The sequence below is a fragment of the Candidatus Purcelliella pentastirinorum genome, assembly GCF_028748785.1.
In the GTDB taxonomy this organism is placed as follows: Bacteria; Pseudomonadota; Gammaproteobacteria; order Enterobacterales; family Enterobacteriaceae; genus Purcelliella; species Purcelliella pentastirinorum_A.
Window position 1 is genome coordinate 158,287 of the sequence record NZ_CP110496.1, and the last position, 19,232, is coordinate 177,518.

Here is a 19,232-nt window from a genome sequence, read left to right on the forward strand (position 1 = left end):
TTACTTAAAAAAATTATTAAATTCATTTATAAAATCAAATTTTATTTTTTTAAAAAAAATACCATTTTTATTATTATTGTTTATACCTCTAATAAATAAATAAAATATTCCTCCAAAATTTGTTTTAAATTTATAATTTTTTATTTTTTGTTTTAAATATTTATGTAATGCTAATGCATATATATTATATTGTAAATCATATCTATATTGTATTATCGTATTTTTTAATTTAATTTGAGAATATGATTTATCGCTGTATCCCAACCAATTTGATTTATAGTCAATCAAGTAATATTTATTTTGCCAATTAAATATCATATCAATAGAACCAGTTAATATTCCTGATAATTTATTAAATTTTAATTTTGTGGATTTTGAAGATATATTGTCGTAACAGCATATTATTTTATTAAATATTTTTTTTGTAATATTTTTTTTTATTTTTATATAAAATCTTAATTCTTTTTTGTATTCATTTTTTTTTATTTTTGATAGACATATATTTTTTTTATTTAATTTTTTGTTTAATATATTTTTTAACCAACTAATAATAATTGGTGTCCAATTTTTATTTAATTCTATGTTTTTAATTATTTTATTAATGAAATTATAATTTAATGGTTTATTAAAATCTATATTTTCCAATAATTTATGTAAAAAGTTCCCGTAGTATTTTCCTCTAGGGAAATTATGGGGAGTTAAAATTTTATTTTTTTTAATATTGTTTTTTATGTATAAATTTTTATTTTTTAATTTTTCTTTTTTTATACTAGAAAAACTATTTATTAATGTGTCATTTTTTAATATATGTTTTAAATAATATATTTTTTCCTTTTTTTTTATCAAGTTTTCTTCATTGTAATTTATATTTTTTTTATTTTTAAAATAGGAAATATTAATTTTATTTTTTGAGAATTTTTTTTGAAAATTAATTAAATTTTTTTTAAAATTCAATTCATTTTTATCATTTATTAAATAGTTTAATTCATTTTGATTATTAAGGTTTATTTCCTTTTTTTTTTTGGTTGATATTATTATTATATTACAATTACATATAGCTCTTGTTAATGCTACATAAAATTTTCTAATATTTTCTGATAATATCTCTTCTTCAATTAATTTTTTTTTATTTTTTTGTAAATTTAAAATTTTATTAAAGTTATTTCTGTCATGATAAATATTTCTATTAATTTTATTATTATTTGTAATGAATGGAATCCATACAATTGGAAATTCTAGTCCTTTAGATTTATGAATTGTCATTACTTTAATTTTATTATTTATATTATTATATCTAATTTGTTCATTCTTTTTTGTTTTTTCAGTATTATTTATTCTTTTTTCAAGATAATTAATTATATTATTTGTATTATGAGTTTCATAATAAATTTTATGTAATAATTCTCCAATATGTAAAATATTTATTATTTTTTGTTCATCATTATGAATGATATTGTTTTTTTTAATTATATTAAAATCTGATAATATCATGTTGAATAATGATATTATTCCAAATTTTTTCCAAATTTCATAATAAAATTTAAATTTTTTAATAAATGTATAATATAAGTTTTTATTTTTTTCTATTTTACTTAATTCAAATATATTAAAATTTATTATGTTTGTTACAAGGCTACTTTTTAATATATTAATATTCTCCGGGTTTATTATTGTTTTTAAAATTAATAATATTTCTTTAGCTTCAATTGTTGAGTATACATTATTATTATTAGATAGATAAAATGTTTGTAAATTATTTTTTTTAAATATTTTACATATTATTTTTGCTTCCTTATTATTTTTTACTAAAATTGCTATATCAGATGCACATAGTGGCTTTGATATTTTTATTTTATTTACTATACAGGATTTATTTTTTTTGCTATATTTTAACCACGAACATATCTCATATGCGCATTTTTGAGCTATTAATATTTTATTATTAAAATAATTTAATTCGTTATTTTTTATATACCAAATTTTTATTGCTGGTTGTTTTTTTTTATTTAATAAAAATGATAAATTTGAATTTTTTTTATTATATTTAGATTGTGTAAAAAGTATCATATCTAATACAAAGGGGTTTTTTTTTATTGAAAATATTTTATTAATATTTTCAACTATTGAAGGGGAAGATCTCCAATTTGTTATTAAATTAAATTTTTTAGATATTTTAGATGTTATTTTTATATAAGAAAATATATCTGCATTTCTAAAATCATAAATTGCTTGTTTTGGATCACCTACTAGTAATAAAGTAAATTTTTTTTTTTTATTATATATATTATCAAATATTTTGTACTGACAATAATCAGTATCTTGAAATTCATCAATTATAGTTACTGGATAATCCTTATTTATTTTTTTAGATATTTTTTCAAAATTTTTATTTTTTATTGATGTATTAATAATACTTATTAGATCATCAAATGAGATTAAATTTTTATTTATTTTTTCTTTTTTTATTATTTCACGAGTTTTTATAATTGCAAACGATATTATATGATAGTACAATGAAATTTCTTTATTGAATAATTCCTCAATAAAATGAAATACTTTATATTTATTTATTTTTTTTATTTCTTGATTTTTATTAATTATACTTATCCTAAAATATTTTAATATTTTAGGCATAAATTCGATAGTATTTTTGTCGTAAACCCAATCTGTTACTTTATCAAACCAAATTAATAAATTCTTTTTATTGTATATTTTTTTATTTACTTTTGAAGATAATATTATTGAAATTATTTTATTTTTATTTTTATTCCATTCTGTTTTAATTTTTTCAATGGTTTTTATTATTTCTTGAAATTTTTTTGATAATATTGATTCTTTTTTTATTTGTATATTTTCAAATCTTGGAAGTTCGCCATCTAGCCAGGGTGAAATTATTTTTGATAAATTTTTAGGAGTTTTAATTTTATATATAATATATTTAACTATATTAAATTCTAGTTTATAAAAATATTTTCTCCAAAAATTTATTACTGATTGTTCATGTAGAATAGATTTATTTTTTAATAATTTATATTTAAATGGTATACTTAATTCTAATGCGTATGTTTCTAATATTTTTTTACAAAAGACATGTATTGTACAAATTGGTGCGTTATTTATTTGTTTTTTAGCTTTTAATAGTATTTTTATACTAGTTTTAAAATTTTTTATTTTTTTAAAAATTTTTAATAATATATCATTTGAACACTTTTTTTCAATACAAGATCTTAATAAAATATTTATATTTTCGTATATTTTTTTTTTAATTTCTAAACTTCCATAGTTTGTATAAGTTAAAATTAAAATTTTTTTTACTGATAGTGGTTTTTTATACAAATTTTTTGTATTTATTCCTAAAATTAATCTAATATATGTAATAATTATTGTAAAAGTTTTTCCGGTACCAGCGGATGACTCTATTAGAATTTTACCTTTTAATGGAATATTAAAAATATTTAACATATGCATTTATTTTTTAATTTTTTTGATTTTTTTAAATTTTACTATTGGTAATAACCATTTTTTAGAATTTTTACATATTTTTTTTATTTTATAAAGATCAATATTTTTTATTAAATTTTTTATGTATATGTTATTTTTTTCTCCAATGTAATATTCATTACCATACCATTCTTTATAAAAATCTTTAATAGCTTTATTTTTTAATCTTTTATTAATTAAAATTTCATTATTTTTATTTGTAAAATATGTATTTATCCATGCCCAACAAGATCTTATTGGTAATATTAAAGGTTTATTTATTCCGTATAAATACCCTAAAACATATATTTTTAAATATTTTTTAGCTATTTTTTTATTTAATCTTGAAAAATATAGTTTAAAATTATTTTTAGTTAATATATAACTATTATTTTTATACCCTAATGTAGAATAGATTAAATGTTTTAACCATAAATCCATGATGATATTAATGTTTAATTTAGATGATGTCCATTTTATCATTCCAGAACTTCTAATGCTGTTTAAAGATCCTTTTAAATAATATTTATTTATTTTAATTTTAAAATCAACATTTACTATTTTTTTTTTTGAAATTAATATATTTTTAGCAATATTTTTCATTTCTATATATATATTTTCCCAATAGAATTTTCCGAAATTATTATATGGTAAATTCCCTGATAGGGAATATTTTAAATATAAATTATTTATTTTTTTTTTATTGATTAAATTATCCAATATTTCTTTAGATATTTTATATTTCTCTATATAATTTAAATCAAAAGATTCATATTTATTTAAATTATTCGTAGGTTTTTCTTTAAATTTTATTTTTAAATTATCATTTATAAATATTTTTATAGGATTATTCCAAAATTCTAATAAGTTTTTAAAATTTATATTTTTTATTTTTTTATTGTATGAAATAAAATTATTTATTTTGGGTTTTATTATTTTAATATCATTAATTGGATGATTGTATATAATATTATCGTGTAAATTATAAAGATGTTTTTTAATTAATTTTTGATTTTTTATGAAATTATTTTTTTTATTTGTTTTATAATAAAAATTATTAGATATATAATCTACTAGTTCAGTAATAATGATTGATTCATTTAATGTGTTATTATTTTGAGTGTTAAAATCTTTTGTATAGCTAATATATAGTTCTTTTTTGACATTTAAAATCAATTTAAGAAATAGATATCTATCATAATTTTCTTTATTTGGGTCGCATTTATTTTTTTTATATTTGACTAAATCAAAATTTATTATTTTTTCTTTTTTAGGAAATAAATTATGATTCATTCCAATTAAACAGATTATTTTATAAGGATTTAATGGTATAAATGGAAATGAAGTAAAATTTATTTTATTGTTGAATAAATTATATTTTATTTTTTTTTTGTTTATTTTATTTTCTAGTATATATAATAATGATTTTATATGAATATTTGATGTATATTTTGATATTTTAATTTCGTTTATTATTTGATTCCAGATCTTTTTTATGAAAATAATTTTTTTTAAATTATATTTATTTTCTTTAAAAAAATCTTTTATTAAATCATTTATTATTTTTTTCCATGTTTTTATTCTATGTTTGTAAAATAATTTTTTTTTCCATTTTATTAATGTTTTTATAAATTTTTGCAAATTATCTATAGTATTATTTGATATATTTATTTGATAATCACATGGTAATATTTTATTCCAAGGACCGTTTTTTTCTTTTAAAAAATTTCCTAAAAATAATCTTTCTAATCCGAATATCCATGTATATTTTTTAGTTTTATAATATTTATTTATTTTTTCTAGTCCATTTCGTATATTAGCTTTTTGTGCTAGTATTTTTAAAAAACAAATTTTTTTTTTATCCATATTAAATTTATCGGAAATATCATTTTTTTCTAGTAAATTAAATATTTCATTCAAATCAAAATTCATATTGTTAATATTTAATATTTCTATAATTATTTTTAATATTTCATTTTTATTTGTTTTTTCTAAAATGTTATATTTTAATCTTCTGTTTTTATAATAATTATTAAATATACCATCAATAAATGGTATATATTTATTTATATTACTAGCTATAATTATTATTTCATTTAACTTTATTCTTTTATTTTTATTTATAGTTTTTAATAGATAATTATGTAGTATTTCTATTTCATGTTTTTTATTATTACAAATATGTATTGAAATGGAATTATCATTTTTATCAAATAAAAAATTATTTTTTTTATTTTGTTCTTTTTTATGTGATATATTTTTTTGTATGTTTTGTAACATATTATTTGATTGAATGTTTTTGGATTTATATTTTATATTTTTATTTATTTTTTTTAAATAAAACATATAATTTTTACTTATATGATCCCAATATTCTAACAATACGTTATTTATTTTTTTAGGTTTGTTGTTTTTTTTTTTTATGTATTTTGATGGATTATTAAATAATATATATATATTAAAATGTTTACCCAATTCTTTTATTGTTTTAAAATGTATTTGGGATAATGTGAACACATCAAATATAAACAAACGAATATTTTTTAAATTATTATTTTTTTCTTTTTTTTTGTTTTTCAAAATTTTTATTATTTTTTTAAAAATTTCATATTCATTGTATAATTTAGGATAATTTTTTTTTTTATATTTAATGATTTTTTTCCATATAAATTCTTGCCATTTGTTATTATCTTTAATTTTACTTACATTATTTATTTTTTCCCAATTATCTATAATATTTGGTCTGTATATTGTATATCTTTCAAAGATAATAGCTAATTTATATGATAATTGTATTAATTTATTATGATGAATGTCTGATTTTAAATATTTTTTAATTATATTGATATCTTTGCAAAATATATATTTATTAAATATCGACATAATAATCCAAGTTAAAATATTTTTATTTAATTTATGATATATAAATTTATTATGGGATATTAATTGGAATATTTTTGTTAAGAAATTATTTATAAATATAAAATTTAAATTGCAAACAAAACCAATATCTTTAGTTAAAGATATTTGTAACCATTGAGCCATACATTTATTTTGTATTAAAATATATTCACTTGAAAATATATTATTTGATTTATTTTTAATTATTGTTTTTTTTATAATATTTTTTAAGTAAATAATATCATTAGAACAGTATGTAAATATCATTTTTTTATTTATGAAAGTAATTTCTATTATTAAAAACTTGTTTATATTTGTTTTTTAAGGTTTATTTTTATTAAATTTATAAAATACATATTTTATTTTTTCAAATGTAATTTTATAATAAATTAACTTAATTAATAGATATTATTTTTTATATTTTTTTTATTTGAATTTATTTATATTTTTTTTAAATTTTTATTAGTTTGATTTATTATAATTATTTAATAATAAAAGTTTTTTATTAAAATTTAGTTATAATAAATTTTAATATATTTTAAGGGGATTATTTTTATGTCAAATGATATTTTGAATAAAGCAGGTAATGATATGAAAAAAAGTTTTTATAAATTTATTAATAGTATTAATAAAATCAGAACAGGCAGAGTGTCTACTTCATTATTAGAAAATATATCTGTAGAATATTATGGTAATATTAGTTTATTAAAATATATTTCAAATATCACAGTAGATAATAATAATACTTTAAAAATATCAGTGTTTGATTTTAGTATTGTACCGATAGTTTGTAAGGCTATATTAAAATCTAATTTAGGATTAAATCCCAATGTTGTTGGAAATATTATAAAAATAATATTTCCTTCTTTAACTAAAGAAAGAAAAATATTTTTAAAGAAAATTTTAAATGATGAAGTTGAAAAAACTAAAATAATTATTAGAAACATTAGAAGAATTTATAATAATAAATTAAAAAAATTATTAAAAAATAAAAATATAGACATAGGCAATGAAAGAAATAAAAAAAATGATATACAAAAATTGACAAATAATTATATTAAAAAAATTCAAGATATTTATATGAAAAAAAAAAGAAATTTAAAATTTTAATAAATTAATATATGCATGTAGATATATTAATTTTAATTATGTTTTTTAATTTATTTTAATTTTAATAATTTTTTATAATAATCATTAAATTTATATTTATTTTATATTAATAAATTTTTTATTAGTTTATATTTTAATTTACATAAATTGATAATATCAATTATTAAAATAAATTTAAGTTAAATATTTTATAAAAAAAATATTTAGTTTTTTTGCTTAAAATATCATAACATGATGATATTATTTTGGTTAATTTACATATGATTAAAAAAAATAAAAATATATTGAATCATGTTGCTATTATAATGGATGGTAATGGTAGATGGGCTCAAAGAAGGAATAAATCGCGTATATATGGACATAAGAAAGGTGTTAAAGCTGTTTTAAAAGCTATTAATTTTTCTTTATGTAATAAATTAAATGTTTTAACTTTATATGCTTTTAGTAGTGAAAATTGGCGTAGACCCATACAAGAGATTCTATCTTTAATAAAATTATTTATATGTACATTAAGTTCTAAAATTGAATTTATATATAATAATAATATTTGTTTAAAAGTTATTGGCAATTTAAATCAATTAGATTTAAAATTTAAAAATTTAATTTTATATTCAGAGAATTTAACTAAATCTAATACTGGTTTGCAATTAAATATTGCTATAAATTATGGTGGTCGTTGGGATATAGTAAAAGTAATTAAAAGAATTGTTTATTTAATTCAAATAGGACTACTTAATCCAAATGAAATCAATGAAAATACTGTTTCTTCATTAATTTCTTTAAATCATTTACCTCCTGTAGATTTGTTAATTAGAACTGGAGGCGAATATCGCTTAAGTAATTTTTTACTTTGGCAAATTGCATATACTGAATTTTATTTTACTAATATTTTATGGCCAGATTTTGATGATAAAATATTTAAAATAGCAATAGATGCATATTTTTGTAGAAAGCGTAATTTTGGTGGTTTATAAATGTTTAGATTTGAAACAAAAATATTGTTAAATCGTATTATTGTAACTTTAATATTAGTATCTTTAATATATTTTATTTTATTTTTTTTAACTTTATATAAATTTATATTTTCTATTTTTTTGTTATTTGTTTTATCAATTTATGAATGGGTAAAAATAAATAAAATTAAATTTTTTTATAAATTTATATTTATTTTTTGTTTTATTATTTTTATTTTTTTTTATAATTTTTTTTTATTGTCTTCATTAGTTTTTATTAATAATTTTAACAAAATTATTAATTTATTATCATTAACATGGTGTTTATTATCATTTTTTTTGATAATTTATTACCCTAAATCATCTTTGTTTTGGAAAAATTCTTATTTTTTAAAAATTTTATTTGGTTTTTTAATTTTAGTTCCTTTTTTTTATGATATAATTTTTATTAGGCAATTGTGTTACGAAAAAAACCATTATTACGGTTCTTATTTATTGTTATATATTTTAATTCCAATATGGGTTTTTGATTCTTCATCTTATATTTTTGGAATGTTATTTGGTATTAATAAATTATTTATAAAATTATCTCCTGGCAAAACTTTTGAGGGTTATATATCCGGTGTATTTTTTTTAACATTAATTTTTTTTATATATAAATCTGTAGGAATATTAAATATTAGTAATTTATATGTAATAATTATATCTTTTTTAGTATCAGTTTTATCTTTATTTGGTGATTTACAAGAAAGTATGTTTAAAAGAATTGGTAAAGTTAAAAATAGTGGTAGATTATTTTTTTCTCACGGTGGTATATTAGATCGTATTGATAGTTTAACAATAATATTATCGTTAATTTCTAATTACTTATTATTTTTACAGGTACATAAATGTTAAATTTGATATGGAATTTTTCTTTTTTTATCATTACCTTGGGAATTTTAGTCACCATCCATGAATTAGGTCATTTTTTGGTAGCAAGATTTTATAATATTGGAATAAAAAAATTTTCTATTGGTTTTGGTAAAGTCTTATGGAGCAGAAAAGATAGATACGGTACTAAATTTTCTATAGGCATTATTCCTTTAGGTGGGTATGTAAAAATATTAGAAAAAGATGATAAATGTTCAAGAATAATTATAAAAAAAAGGGTTTTTAGTGAACAAAGTATATTTAAAAGAAGTTTAATTATATTTTCTGGTTCTTTTGCAAATTTTTTGTTATCAACATTTTTATATTGTATAATATATATACATGGTTCGTATAATGTTCGTCCAATAATAAGTAATGTTATAACTAATTCTATAGCTGATCAATTAAATATAGTTCCTGGTATGATTATAAAATCTGTTAATGGTATTAATACACCTGATTGGAATTCTGTTCGTATGATGTTTATACGTGATATGAATAATAAATCATTAGATTTATGTGTTTATAAAATTTATGATGCCAATTGTATCATTAAACATATTAGTTTAAATAAACTTAATTTTGATTATCATTATGACCCATTTTTATATTTAGGTATTGTTGAACCTAATTTTAATTTTAGTAATACAATTTCATATATAGAATCTGGTTCTGTAGCTGAATTATTGGAATTACGTATAGGAGATATATTATATGAGGTAAATAATATAAGAGTTACAGGATTAATGGATTTTATTAGTAAAATAATTTGTAATAAAAATAATTTAATTAAATTAATCATAATACGTGATAATGTAAAGCATATATTTAATTTTCCATTTAAATTAATAAAAAATAATAAATTTAAAAATTTTTTAGGTATTTATACTAAAAAAAATGTATTATCTAATAATTACAAAGTAGTTAACAAATATAATATATTTGTTTCTATTAAAAAATCAATTTTAAATACAATTTGTATTGTACGGTTAACTGTTAATTTATTATTAAAAACTGTATTTGGTGAGTTTAAAATAAGTAATTTAAGTGGTCCAATTTTTATTGCTAAAAGTTCTGGAGTATCGGCTAGATATGGAATTATTTATTATTTGAAATTTCTTGCTTTGATTAGTATCAATATAGGAGTTATTAATTTATTTCCAATGCCAATATTGGATGGAGGATATTTATTATTTCTTTTAATTGAAAAAATAAAAGGAAAACCATTATCTAAAAAATTTCATTCTTATAGTTATCGTATAAGTTCAATTTTATTAATCGTTTTAATGATTATTGCGTTATTTAATGATTTATCTCATTTTTAATTTTTTGCTTTAATATTTATTTTTTAAGATTTAAATGAAAATATTAATTAATAGATTATTTATAATAATTTTATTTTTTTGTTTTAATGTCCATAGTATGAATACTTTTTCAATAAAAAATATATATGTACATGGATTAAAGAATTTTACTTTTCATAATATTATATCAGAAGCCTTTTTTATAAAGAAAAAAAAAATTTCTAATGAAGATATTAGTAATTTTATTAAATTATTATATCATACAGGTAATTTTAATAAAATAAAGGTATTTCGTGATAAATATGATTTAATTATTAAAGTCAAAGAGAAGCCTATAATTTCAAGTATTTGTGTTACAGGTAATAAATTTATTAATTATAAATTATTAAAAAATAGTATGTATTTACATAATATAATTATAGGAAGGCCCCTAGATTGTTTTTCGCTTTTAACTTTTGAAAAAACATTAAATAATTTTTACAATAAAATTGGTAGATATAAAACAAAAATAAAATTTTTTATTACCCCATTGGATAATAATAAAATTGATTTAAAATTAATAATAATTGAGTCTAATTTAATCAATATTAAACGAATAAATATATTAGGAAATAATAATTATTCATTAAAACATCTTATTTATGTATGTGGAATAAAAAAATCATTTTTGGGATTTGATTTATTTTATAAAAATAATTATAAAAAAGAAAATTTTATGATTGCACTTCAGAAATTACATGATTTTTATTTAAGTCATGGATATATTTGTTTTAAAATTAATTCTACTCAATTAAATTTATCCAGAAATAATAAAAATATTTATATAACTATAAACATACATGAAGGTGAAAAATATAAAATTTCAAATATATTTATAAATAATGATTTTGAGCATCCTTGTAATTTAAATAATTTGATATCAATTAAAATTAATGATATTTATAATTTTTCTAAAATTATGTCCATTGTGGTTAATATAAAAAAATTATTATCTCGTTTTGGTTATATTAATCCCTTTATAGATATAAAAACAAAAATTAATTATAAAAATAAAACTGTAAAATTATATTTTAATATAGATAATGGGAAACGTTTTTATGTTGAAAGAATATCTTTTACAGGAAATTTTATTTCTAGAGATTCTATGTTGAGATCTGAAATAAAACAAATGGAAAATTCTTTATTTAATATAGATTTAATTAATGTTGGAATATCTAATTTAGAACGTACTGGGTATTTTAAAAATGTTAATGTATATATTAAAAATTTATCTTCTTCAAAAAATAAAGTAAATGTTGTATATAAAATACAAGAATTAAATACTGGATCATTTAATATTGGAGTGGGTTATAATCATGATGGAGGAGTAAATTTTAAATTTTCATTAAATAAGAATAATTGGTTAGGTGTTGGTGATAATTTAAGTTTAAGTATTATTAAAAATAATCGTCAAAATTATGGTAAATTGGAATTTACTAGTTTGCATTTTATAATTGATAGGATTAATTTATCAAGTAATATTATTTATAATAATTCTATACCAGAAGATAATTTATATTTCTTCAATTATTTTAAAAAAAGTTATTTATTTAATAATATATTAAATTTTAATTTAAATAATCAAAATAGTTTTGGATTGGGTTTAGGATATACTTATGATAATTTATTAAATATTAAACCTCAAGTTGTTGTATGGAGATATTTAAAATCCATAGGTAAAAAATTGAATTATTTACACAAGCAAAATTTAATATCTAATGATTTTATTTTTGATTATAATTTTATTTTTGATAATTTAAATAAACAAGTTTATCCTATATTTGGCAGTTATAATAAATTAGATACTAAAATAACTATACCAGGTTCGAAAAATAATTACTTTCAAATAGTTTTTGATAGTTATAAATATTTACCTATAGATAAATATTTTAAATGGATATTATCCAATCATATTTTTTTAGGATATGGTCATGGTATAGGTAAAAAAGAAATTCCGTTTTATCAAAATTTTTATGCCGGAGGTGTTGATACAATAAGAGGTTTTGTTTATAATGATGTTGGTCCTAAAGCAGTTTATTATAAACCATTATTTAAAAATAATGGTTCAAATAAATATTCTTTTTTAAAATCTAATGATGTTATAGGGGGTAATTCTATAATAGTTACAAATACAGAATTAATTTTACCTAATTTTTTTATTAGTAATAATTATACTAGAAATATTCGTTATTCATTATTTTTAGATTCTGGAATAGTGTTAGATACAAATTGGGATAATACAAATAATTTTTATTTATCAGGTATACCTGATTATAGTGATTTATATAATATCAGAATATCTAGTGGTATTTCATTTAAATGGATATCACCAATAGGTCCTTTAACATTTTCGTACGCCATACCTATTAAAACTAGTTTGATGGATAAATTAGAAAAGTTTCAATTTAGTATGGGTAAAATATGGTAAAGTATTTTATTAAATTTAAGTTAATTAAAATTCTAATTTTTTTTACTTTAGGAGAGTAAATGAAATATTTTATTCGTGTTTTATTTTTTTTATTTTTTTTGTTTTTTTATGAAAATGTATTTTCATTTGATAAAATTGCTATAGTAAATATTAATAATGTTTTCGATAATTTATCAAAATTTTATGGAATAGAAAAAATTTTAAATAAAGAATTTAACCAAAGAGCTATAAGCTTGCAAGAACAAGAATTGAAATTACAATATAAAATTAATGCTTTTCAACGTAATAAATTGACAATGCAACCTAATATGATAAAAAAAATTGAAAAAGAAATTAATAATGAACATAATAAATTTTTATTGAAAGCAAAGAATTTTGAAGAAGACAATAAAAGTAGACAATTAGAAGAACGTAATAAAATTTTAAGGAAAATAAAAGATATTGTTAGTAAAATAGCAATAATTAAAGGCTATAATTTAATAATTGATTCTAATGTAGTAATATATTCTAGTAATATCAAAAATATAACTGATGAAATTTTAAAACAAATAAAATAATTTTATGTACTAATTTAATTATTATATAAAAAATAATTATGTTACAATAATATTGTAATATATTTAATATTATTATCTTTTTAGTTGTATTTTTAATTTTGTTAAACAATGTTTTATATAAAAAATAATAATTAAATAAATATTAATAAACTATTTTAATTTATTAAGAATTACATTTTTCTATATAAATTATATGTTTCATTAATTATTAAATAAATTGATTATTTTAAAATTATTTGTAAATTCATATTTGAATTATTGTTATGTATTATTTAAATTTGAGTTTAGTTTTATTAATTAAATTTATTTAAGTAATCATTTTTTATGATAAATTGTAATGCTTTATATTTTTATATTGCACAGAGGTAGAAGTATTTTAAAATAAAATATTATTTAAAATTAAACTTTCTAATAATAGGAAAATGTTTTGAGTACTAAAATTCATGATTTGAATATTGAAGAAATTTTAAAATTATTACCTCATCGTTATCCATTTTTGTTAATAGATCGTATTATTTACATAATCCCTCATATGTCTTTAAAAGGAATTAAAAATGTTTCTTTTAATGAACCATTTTTTCAAGGGCATTTTCCTAGTAAAAAGATATTTCCTGGAGTATTAATTTTAGAAACTATGGCTCAAGCAACAGGTATTTTAGCATTTAAAAGTTTAGGGGAATTAAAAGTGGGAGAATTATATTATTTTGCTGGTGTTGATAATGCTAGATTTAAATGCCCTGTTGTGCCTGGAGATCAATTGATAATTAAAGTTTATTTTGATAAAACCCGTTGTGGTTTAACTAAATTTAAGGGTATTGCTTATGTAAAAAATAAAGTTGTTTGTGAAGCGGATATTATGTGTTCACGAAGTAAATAATTTATGTACTAAATCGATTATATTATATTTATTTATTAATAATTTTTTTAATATTGTTAATAATTAATTTTATCAATTAAAATATATGTTTAATTCTAAATTTGTACACCTAAGTGTTCATACTGATTATTCTATAGTAGATGGATTAATTAAAATAAATTGCCTTATAAATAAAATTTTAACTTTACGTATGTCAGCTGTTGCAGTTACTGATTTTAATAATATTTTTAGTTTAGTAAAATTTTACAATTTATCTCATAAAAAAGGTATTAAACCAATAATAGGTGCTGATTTTATAATTACATCCCTAACAAATAAAATTAGTAAATTAACTATTTTAGCAAAAAATAATATAGGTTACAGAAATTTAATATTTTTAATATCTTTAGCATATAAAAATAGAATAAATAATTTAATACCTTCAATTACTTATGAATTATTAATTAAATATAGAATTGGATTAATAATATTATCTGGAGGTTTACATGGTGATGTAGGTAGATCATTATTATCTAATAATAAAATGTTAATTAAAAAAAATATTAATTTTTACAAGAAACATTTTAATAATAATTATTATTTAGAATTATCAAGAATTGAAAAGGTGAATGAAGAAAGTTATATTAATTTAGCAATGGATTTATCATACAAAGAAAATATACCAGTAGTTGCAACTAATGAAGTTCGTTTTTTAAAAAAAGATGATTTTTATATACATGAAATTAGAGTGGCTATTAATAATGGATACAAATTAAATGATTTAAAATATTCTTCTAAATATAGTAATTTACAATATCTTCGTAGTGAACAAGAAATGTGTAAATTATTTATTGATATTCCTGAAGCATTAGTAAATACTATTGAAATATCTAAAAGGTGTAATGTTTTTTTAGATTGGAATGAATATCATTTACCCAAATTCAAATTAAAAAATATTAGTGAGGAAGATTATTTATTTTTACAAGCCAATAAAGGAATGAAAGAACGATTATTGTTTTTGTGTTCTAAGAAAAATAAAAAAGATATTGTACATAAGATTTATTATAAAAGATTATATCATGAATTAAATATAATAAAGCAAGTAGGTTTTTCTGGGTATTTTTTGATAGTTATGGAATTTGTTAAATGGGCAAAATCTAATTTTATTTCTGTTGGTCCTGGTAGAGGTTCAGGTGCTAGTTCTTTAGTTGCTTATGCATTAGGGATTACAGATATTAATCCATTAGATTTTAATTTAATTTTTGAACGTTTTTTAAATTGTGAAAAAATTTCTTTACCTGATTTCGATATTGATTTTTGTATGGACAAAAGAGATTTGATTATTGAACATGTTATTAAGAAATATGGTTATAGTAATGTATCACAAATTATTACTTTTGGAACAATGACAGCTAAAGTTGTTATACGTGATGTAGGACGTGTACTTGGTTACCCATATGGATTAGTAAATAAAATTTCCAAATTGATTCCATTTAATTATGGTATTACTATAAATAATGCTCTTCTTTTATCTCCTCAGTTATTAATATATTATAAAACCGATAATTCTATTAAAAAATTAATAAATCTTTCAATTAGATTAGAAGGTATTATACGCAATGTAGGTAAACATGCTGGGGGGGTTGTAATATCACCTACAAAAATAACTAATTTTTTACCTTTGTATTATGATAAGGATTCTAAAAATTCTTTGACACAATTTGATAAAAATGATATTGAACGTATTGGTTTAATAAAATTTGATTTTTTAGGATTACGTACACTTACTATTATTGATAATACTTTAAAAATAATTAATATTAAAAGAAAAAAAATAGGAAAGGAAATAATTGATATTAATAATATAACCTTAAATGATAAAAAAAGTTTTCTTCTTTTAAAAACAGCTAACACAACTGCTGTATTTCAACTTGAATCTTATGGTATTAAAACATTAATTAAACGATTACAACCTGATACATTTGAAGAATTGATTGCATTAATAGCATTATATAGACCTGGCCCTCTTCAATCCGGAATGGTTGATAATTTTATAAATAGAAAACATGGTAAGGAATTAATAGCATATCCTGATAAAATTTGGCAACATAAATTATTAAAACCTATATTAGAATCTACATACGGTATTATTCTTTACCAAGAACAAGTTATGCAAATATCACAAATTTTATCCGATTATAGTTTAGGTCAAGCCGATATATTGAGAAGTGCTATGACTAAAAAGAAAAAAAATGTTATGTTAAAACAAAGAATTTTATTTAAAAATGGTGCAATAAAAAAGGGTATTAATGCTAATTTAGCAATGAAAATATTTGATTTGATGGAAAAATTTGCTGCATATGGATTTAATAAATCACATTCTGTTGCATATGCATTAATATCTTATAGGACATTATGGCTTAAAGCTAATTATCCTGTTGAATTTTTAGTATCTGTATTAAACACCGAAATTAATAATACCACTAAATTATCGTTTTTAATTAATGAATGTAAATATTTGCAAATAAATATTTGTAGCCCTAATGTAAATCTTAGTATGTACAATTTTTTTATCGATGAATGTGGAAGTATTGTTTATGGATTAGGAGCAATTAAGGGTTTGAATAAAGATCTTATATATTTAATTATAAATAATAGAATAAAAAATGGTAATTATGACAGTTTGTTAAATTTTTGTATACGAATAAAAAGTAAGAAATTAAATATTAGTATGTTAAAAAAACTAATTTTTTCAGGTGCTTTAGATACAATAGGTACATCTAGATATAATTTATTAAAAGATTTAGAAAATTCTTTTAAAATAACTGAACAATATTTAAGTTCTAAATCTGTTGGTCAAATGGATATGTTTAATCTTTTGAAAGATAAACTATCATATACTAATTTTTTTAATACAAAATATTTATTAAATTGGTCGGAAGAGTATGAATCAAACAAAGAAAAAGAATCTCTAGGTTTTTATTTAACAAAACATCCTATTATAAAATATTTAAAAGAAATGCGTAAATATACTAATAGTAATAATACATTAAAAGATTTATTATCTATAGATATAAATAATAAAATAAATAACTTTGTTGTTTTTGGTTTAGTAACTGCTGTAAAAATTTCTATAACTAAATATAATAACAAAGTTGTAATTTTTACATTGGACGATTCCTTTGGAATTATTGAAATTATTTTATTAGAAAAATATATTAATAAATATAAACATTTGATATCATGCGATAATATTTTAATTGTGAATATAAGAATAAGATTTAATTTTTTTAGTAAATCTTTAAATGTATTAGCTAATAATGTAATAGATATTACAGAAGCACGTAATAAATATTTATCTAAAATTATTATTTATATACAAAAAAAAAAAGTTAAAAATAATATATTTAAAGTATTAAATTATTATTTTAAAAATTTACCAAGAGGAAATTTAACTTTATATTTGTATCAATTAAAAAATATTATTTGTAAAAATGATAAAAAATTAATAAAAAAAATAAAGAATATTGTTCCTAGTAATGATTTTATTAATAAAGTAGAATCATTATTAGGGAAAGAATATATTGAATTAAAATTCAAATAAATAAGGATAAATATGAATTTTAATTATTTAGATTTTGAATACCCAATAGTGGAATTAGAAGCTAAAATAGATTCATTAAAATTAGTAAATGATAAAAATAAAAGACATAATTTTAATTTAGATAATGAAATATATGGACTTAGTAAAAAAAAAAATGAATTAATTAAGAAAATTTTTTCAAATTTATCTGCATGGCAAATAGTTAAATTATCTAGACATCCATTAAGACCTCATACGTTAGATTATATTAATTATATTTTTGAAGATTTTGATGAGTTATCAGGAGATAGAACATTTTCTGATGATAAAGCAATTGTAGCAGGCATAGCTAGATTAAATTCTTATTCTGTTATGATTATTGGCCATCAAAAAGGTAGAGAAACTAAAGATAAAATTTATCGTAATTTTGGTATGCCTACTCCTGAAGGATATCGTAAAGCATTACGTTTAATGAAGTTAGCTGAAAAATTTAACATCCCTGTTATTACTTTCATTGATACCCCTGGAGCTTACCCGGGAGTTGGAGCTGAAGAACGTGGTCAATCTGCAGCTATAGCTAACAATTTACTTAACATGTCCTTTTTAAAAGTTCCAATTATATGTAATGTAATTGGTGAAGGAGGCTCTGGAGGAGCTTTAGCTATAGGGATAGGTGATAAATTAAATATGTTAGAATATAGTACTTATTCTGTTATTTCACCTGAAGGATGTGCTTCTATTCTTTGGAAAAATGTTAGTAAAGCTTCATTGGCTGCTGAAATAATGGGAATAAATGCATATCGTTTAAAAAAATTAAAATTAATAGATAATATTATAAATGAACCATTAGGTGGTGCTCATAGAAATATTTTGTTAATGGCTGATTTGTTAAAAAAACAATTATTAATAGATATTTCAGAATTGAGATTAATGCATATAGATATTTTATTAAAAAAAAGATATAAAAAACTTATTAGTTATGGATATGTTTAATAAAAATAAAATATATATTTTTAAATAAATTAAATTATAAAATTTAATTTAAAAAAAAAATAAATTTATTTTAAATAAAAAAATTGAAAAAAGATTTATATTTATATTAATGATCA

At 17.9% G+C, this 19,232-nt stretch carries 11 protein-coding genes; 9 read left to right on the forward strand and 2 right to left on the reverse strand.

Translation table 11 applies throughout. From position 1 onward, the window contains the following. On the reverse strand, nucleotides 1-3,462 hold the full coding sequence (gene recB / locus ONB71_RS00875; protein WP_274360705.1) for an exodeoxyribonuclease V subunit beta: 3,462 nt from the start codon (nucleotides 3,460-3,462) through the stop codon (nucleotides 1-3). A gap of 6 nt (nucleotides 3,463-3,468) precedes the next feature. Beyond that, entirely contained in the window at nucleotides 3,469-6,648 is a 3,180-nt protein-coding gene (locus ONB71_RS00880; RefSeq protein WP_274360706.1) for an exodeoxyribonuclease V subunit gamma, read from the reverse strand. Nucleotides 6,649-6,936: 288 nt separating this feature from the next. Here ONB71_RS00880 and frr point away from each other — a divergent pair, with 288 nt between their 5' ends. The 9 genes from frr to accA all read left to right on the forward strand — a co-directional run bounded on the left by frr (nucleotide 6,937) and on the right by accA (nucleotide 19,116). After that, nucleotides 6,937-7,491: a ribosome recycling factor gene (gene frr / locus ONB71_RS00885; protein WP_274360707.1), complete on the forward strand. Its 555-nt coding sequence runs from the start codon at nucleotides 6,937-6,939 to the stop codon at nucleotides 7,489-7,491. A gap of 260 nt (nucleotides 7,492-7,751) precedes the next feature. Then, nucleotides 7,752-8,465 (forward strand): polyprenyl diphosphate synthase, encoded by a 714-nt coding sequence (gene uppS, locus ONB71_RS00890; RefSeq protein WP_274360708.1) that lies wholly within the window; start codon nucleotides 7,752-7,754, stop codon nucleotides 8,463-8,465. Continuing rightward, nucleotides 8,466-9,341, forward strand: a complete 876-nt coding sequence (locus ONB71_RS00895; protein WP_274360709.1) for a phosphatidate cytidylyltransferase — start codon at nucleotides 8,466-8,468, stop codon at nucleotides 9,339-9,341. Further along, a complete protein-coding gene (gene rseP, locus ONB71_RS00900; protein WP_274360710.1) occupies nucleotides 9,335-10,681 on the forward strand; it encodes an RIP metalloprotease RseP in 1,347 nt (448 codons plus the stop codon). The genes ONB71_RS00895 and rseP overlap by 7 nt, the downstream gene beginning before the upstream one ends. A gap of 97 nt (nucleotides 10,682-10,778) precedes the next feature. Then, on the forward strand, nucleotides 10,779-13,127 hold the full coding sequence (gene bamA / locus ONB71_RS00905) for an outer membrane protein assembly factor BamA (protein ID WP_274360711.1): 2,349 nt from the start codon (nucleotides 10,779-10,781) through the stop codon (nucleotides 13,125-13,127). 59 nt (nucleotides 13,128-13,186) lie between these two features. Beyond that, complete coding sequence (locus tag ONB71_RS00910) at nucleotides 13,187-13,684, forward strand: OmpH family outer membrane protein (protein WP_274360712.1); 498 nt, start codon at nucleotides 13,187-13,189, stop codon at nucleotides 13,682-13,684. Nucleotides 13,685-14,111: 427 nt separating this feature from the next. Beyond that, nucleotides 14,112-14,561, forward strand: coding sequence for a 3-hydroxyacyl-ACP dehydratase FabZ (gene fabZ, locus ONB71_RS00915; RefSeq protein WP_274360713.1), 450 nt, complete (start codon nucleotides 14,112-14,114; stop codon nucleotides 14,559-14,561). Nucleotides 14,562-14,646: 85 nt separating this feature from the next. Further along, nucleotides 14,647-18,144 (forward strand): DNA polymerase III subunit alpha, encoded by a 3,498-nt coding sequence (gene dnaE / locus ONB71_RS00920; RefSeq protein ID WP_274360714.1) that lies wholly within the window; start codon nucleotides 14,647-14,649, stop codon nucleotides 18,142-18,144. A gap of 12 nt (nucleotides 18,145-18,156) precedes the next feature. Next, nucleotides 18,157-19,116, forward strand: coding sequence for an acetyl-CoA carboxylase carboxyl transferase subunit alpha (gene accA / locus ONB71_RS00925; RefSeq protein WP_274360715.1), 960 nt, complete (start codon nucleotides 18,157-18,159; stop codon nucleotides 19,114-19,116). Nucleotides 19,117-19,232: the final 116 nt, after the last annotated feature.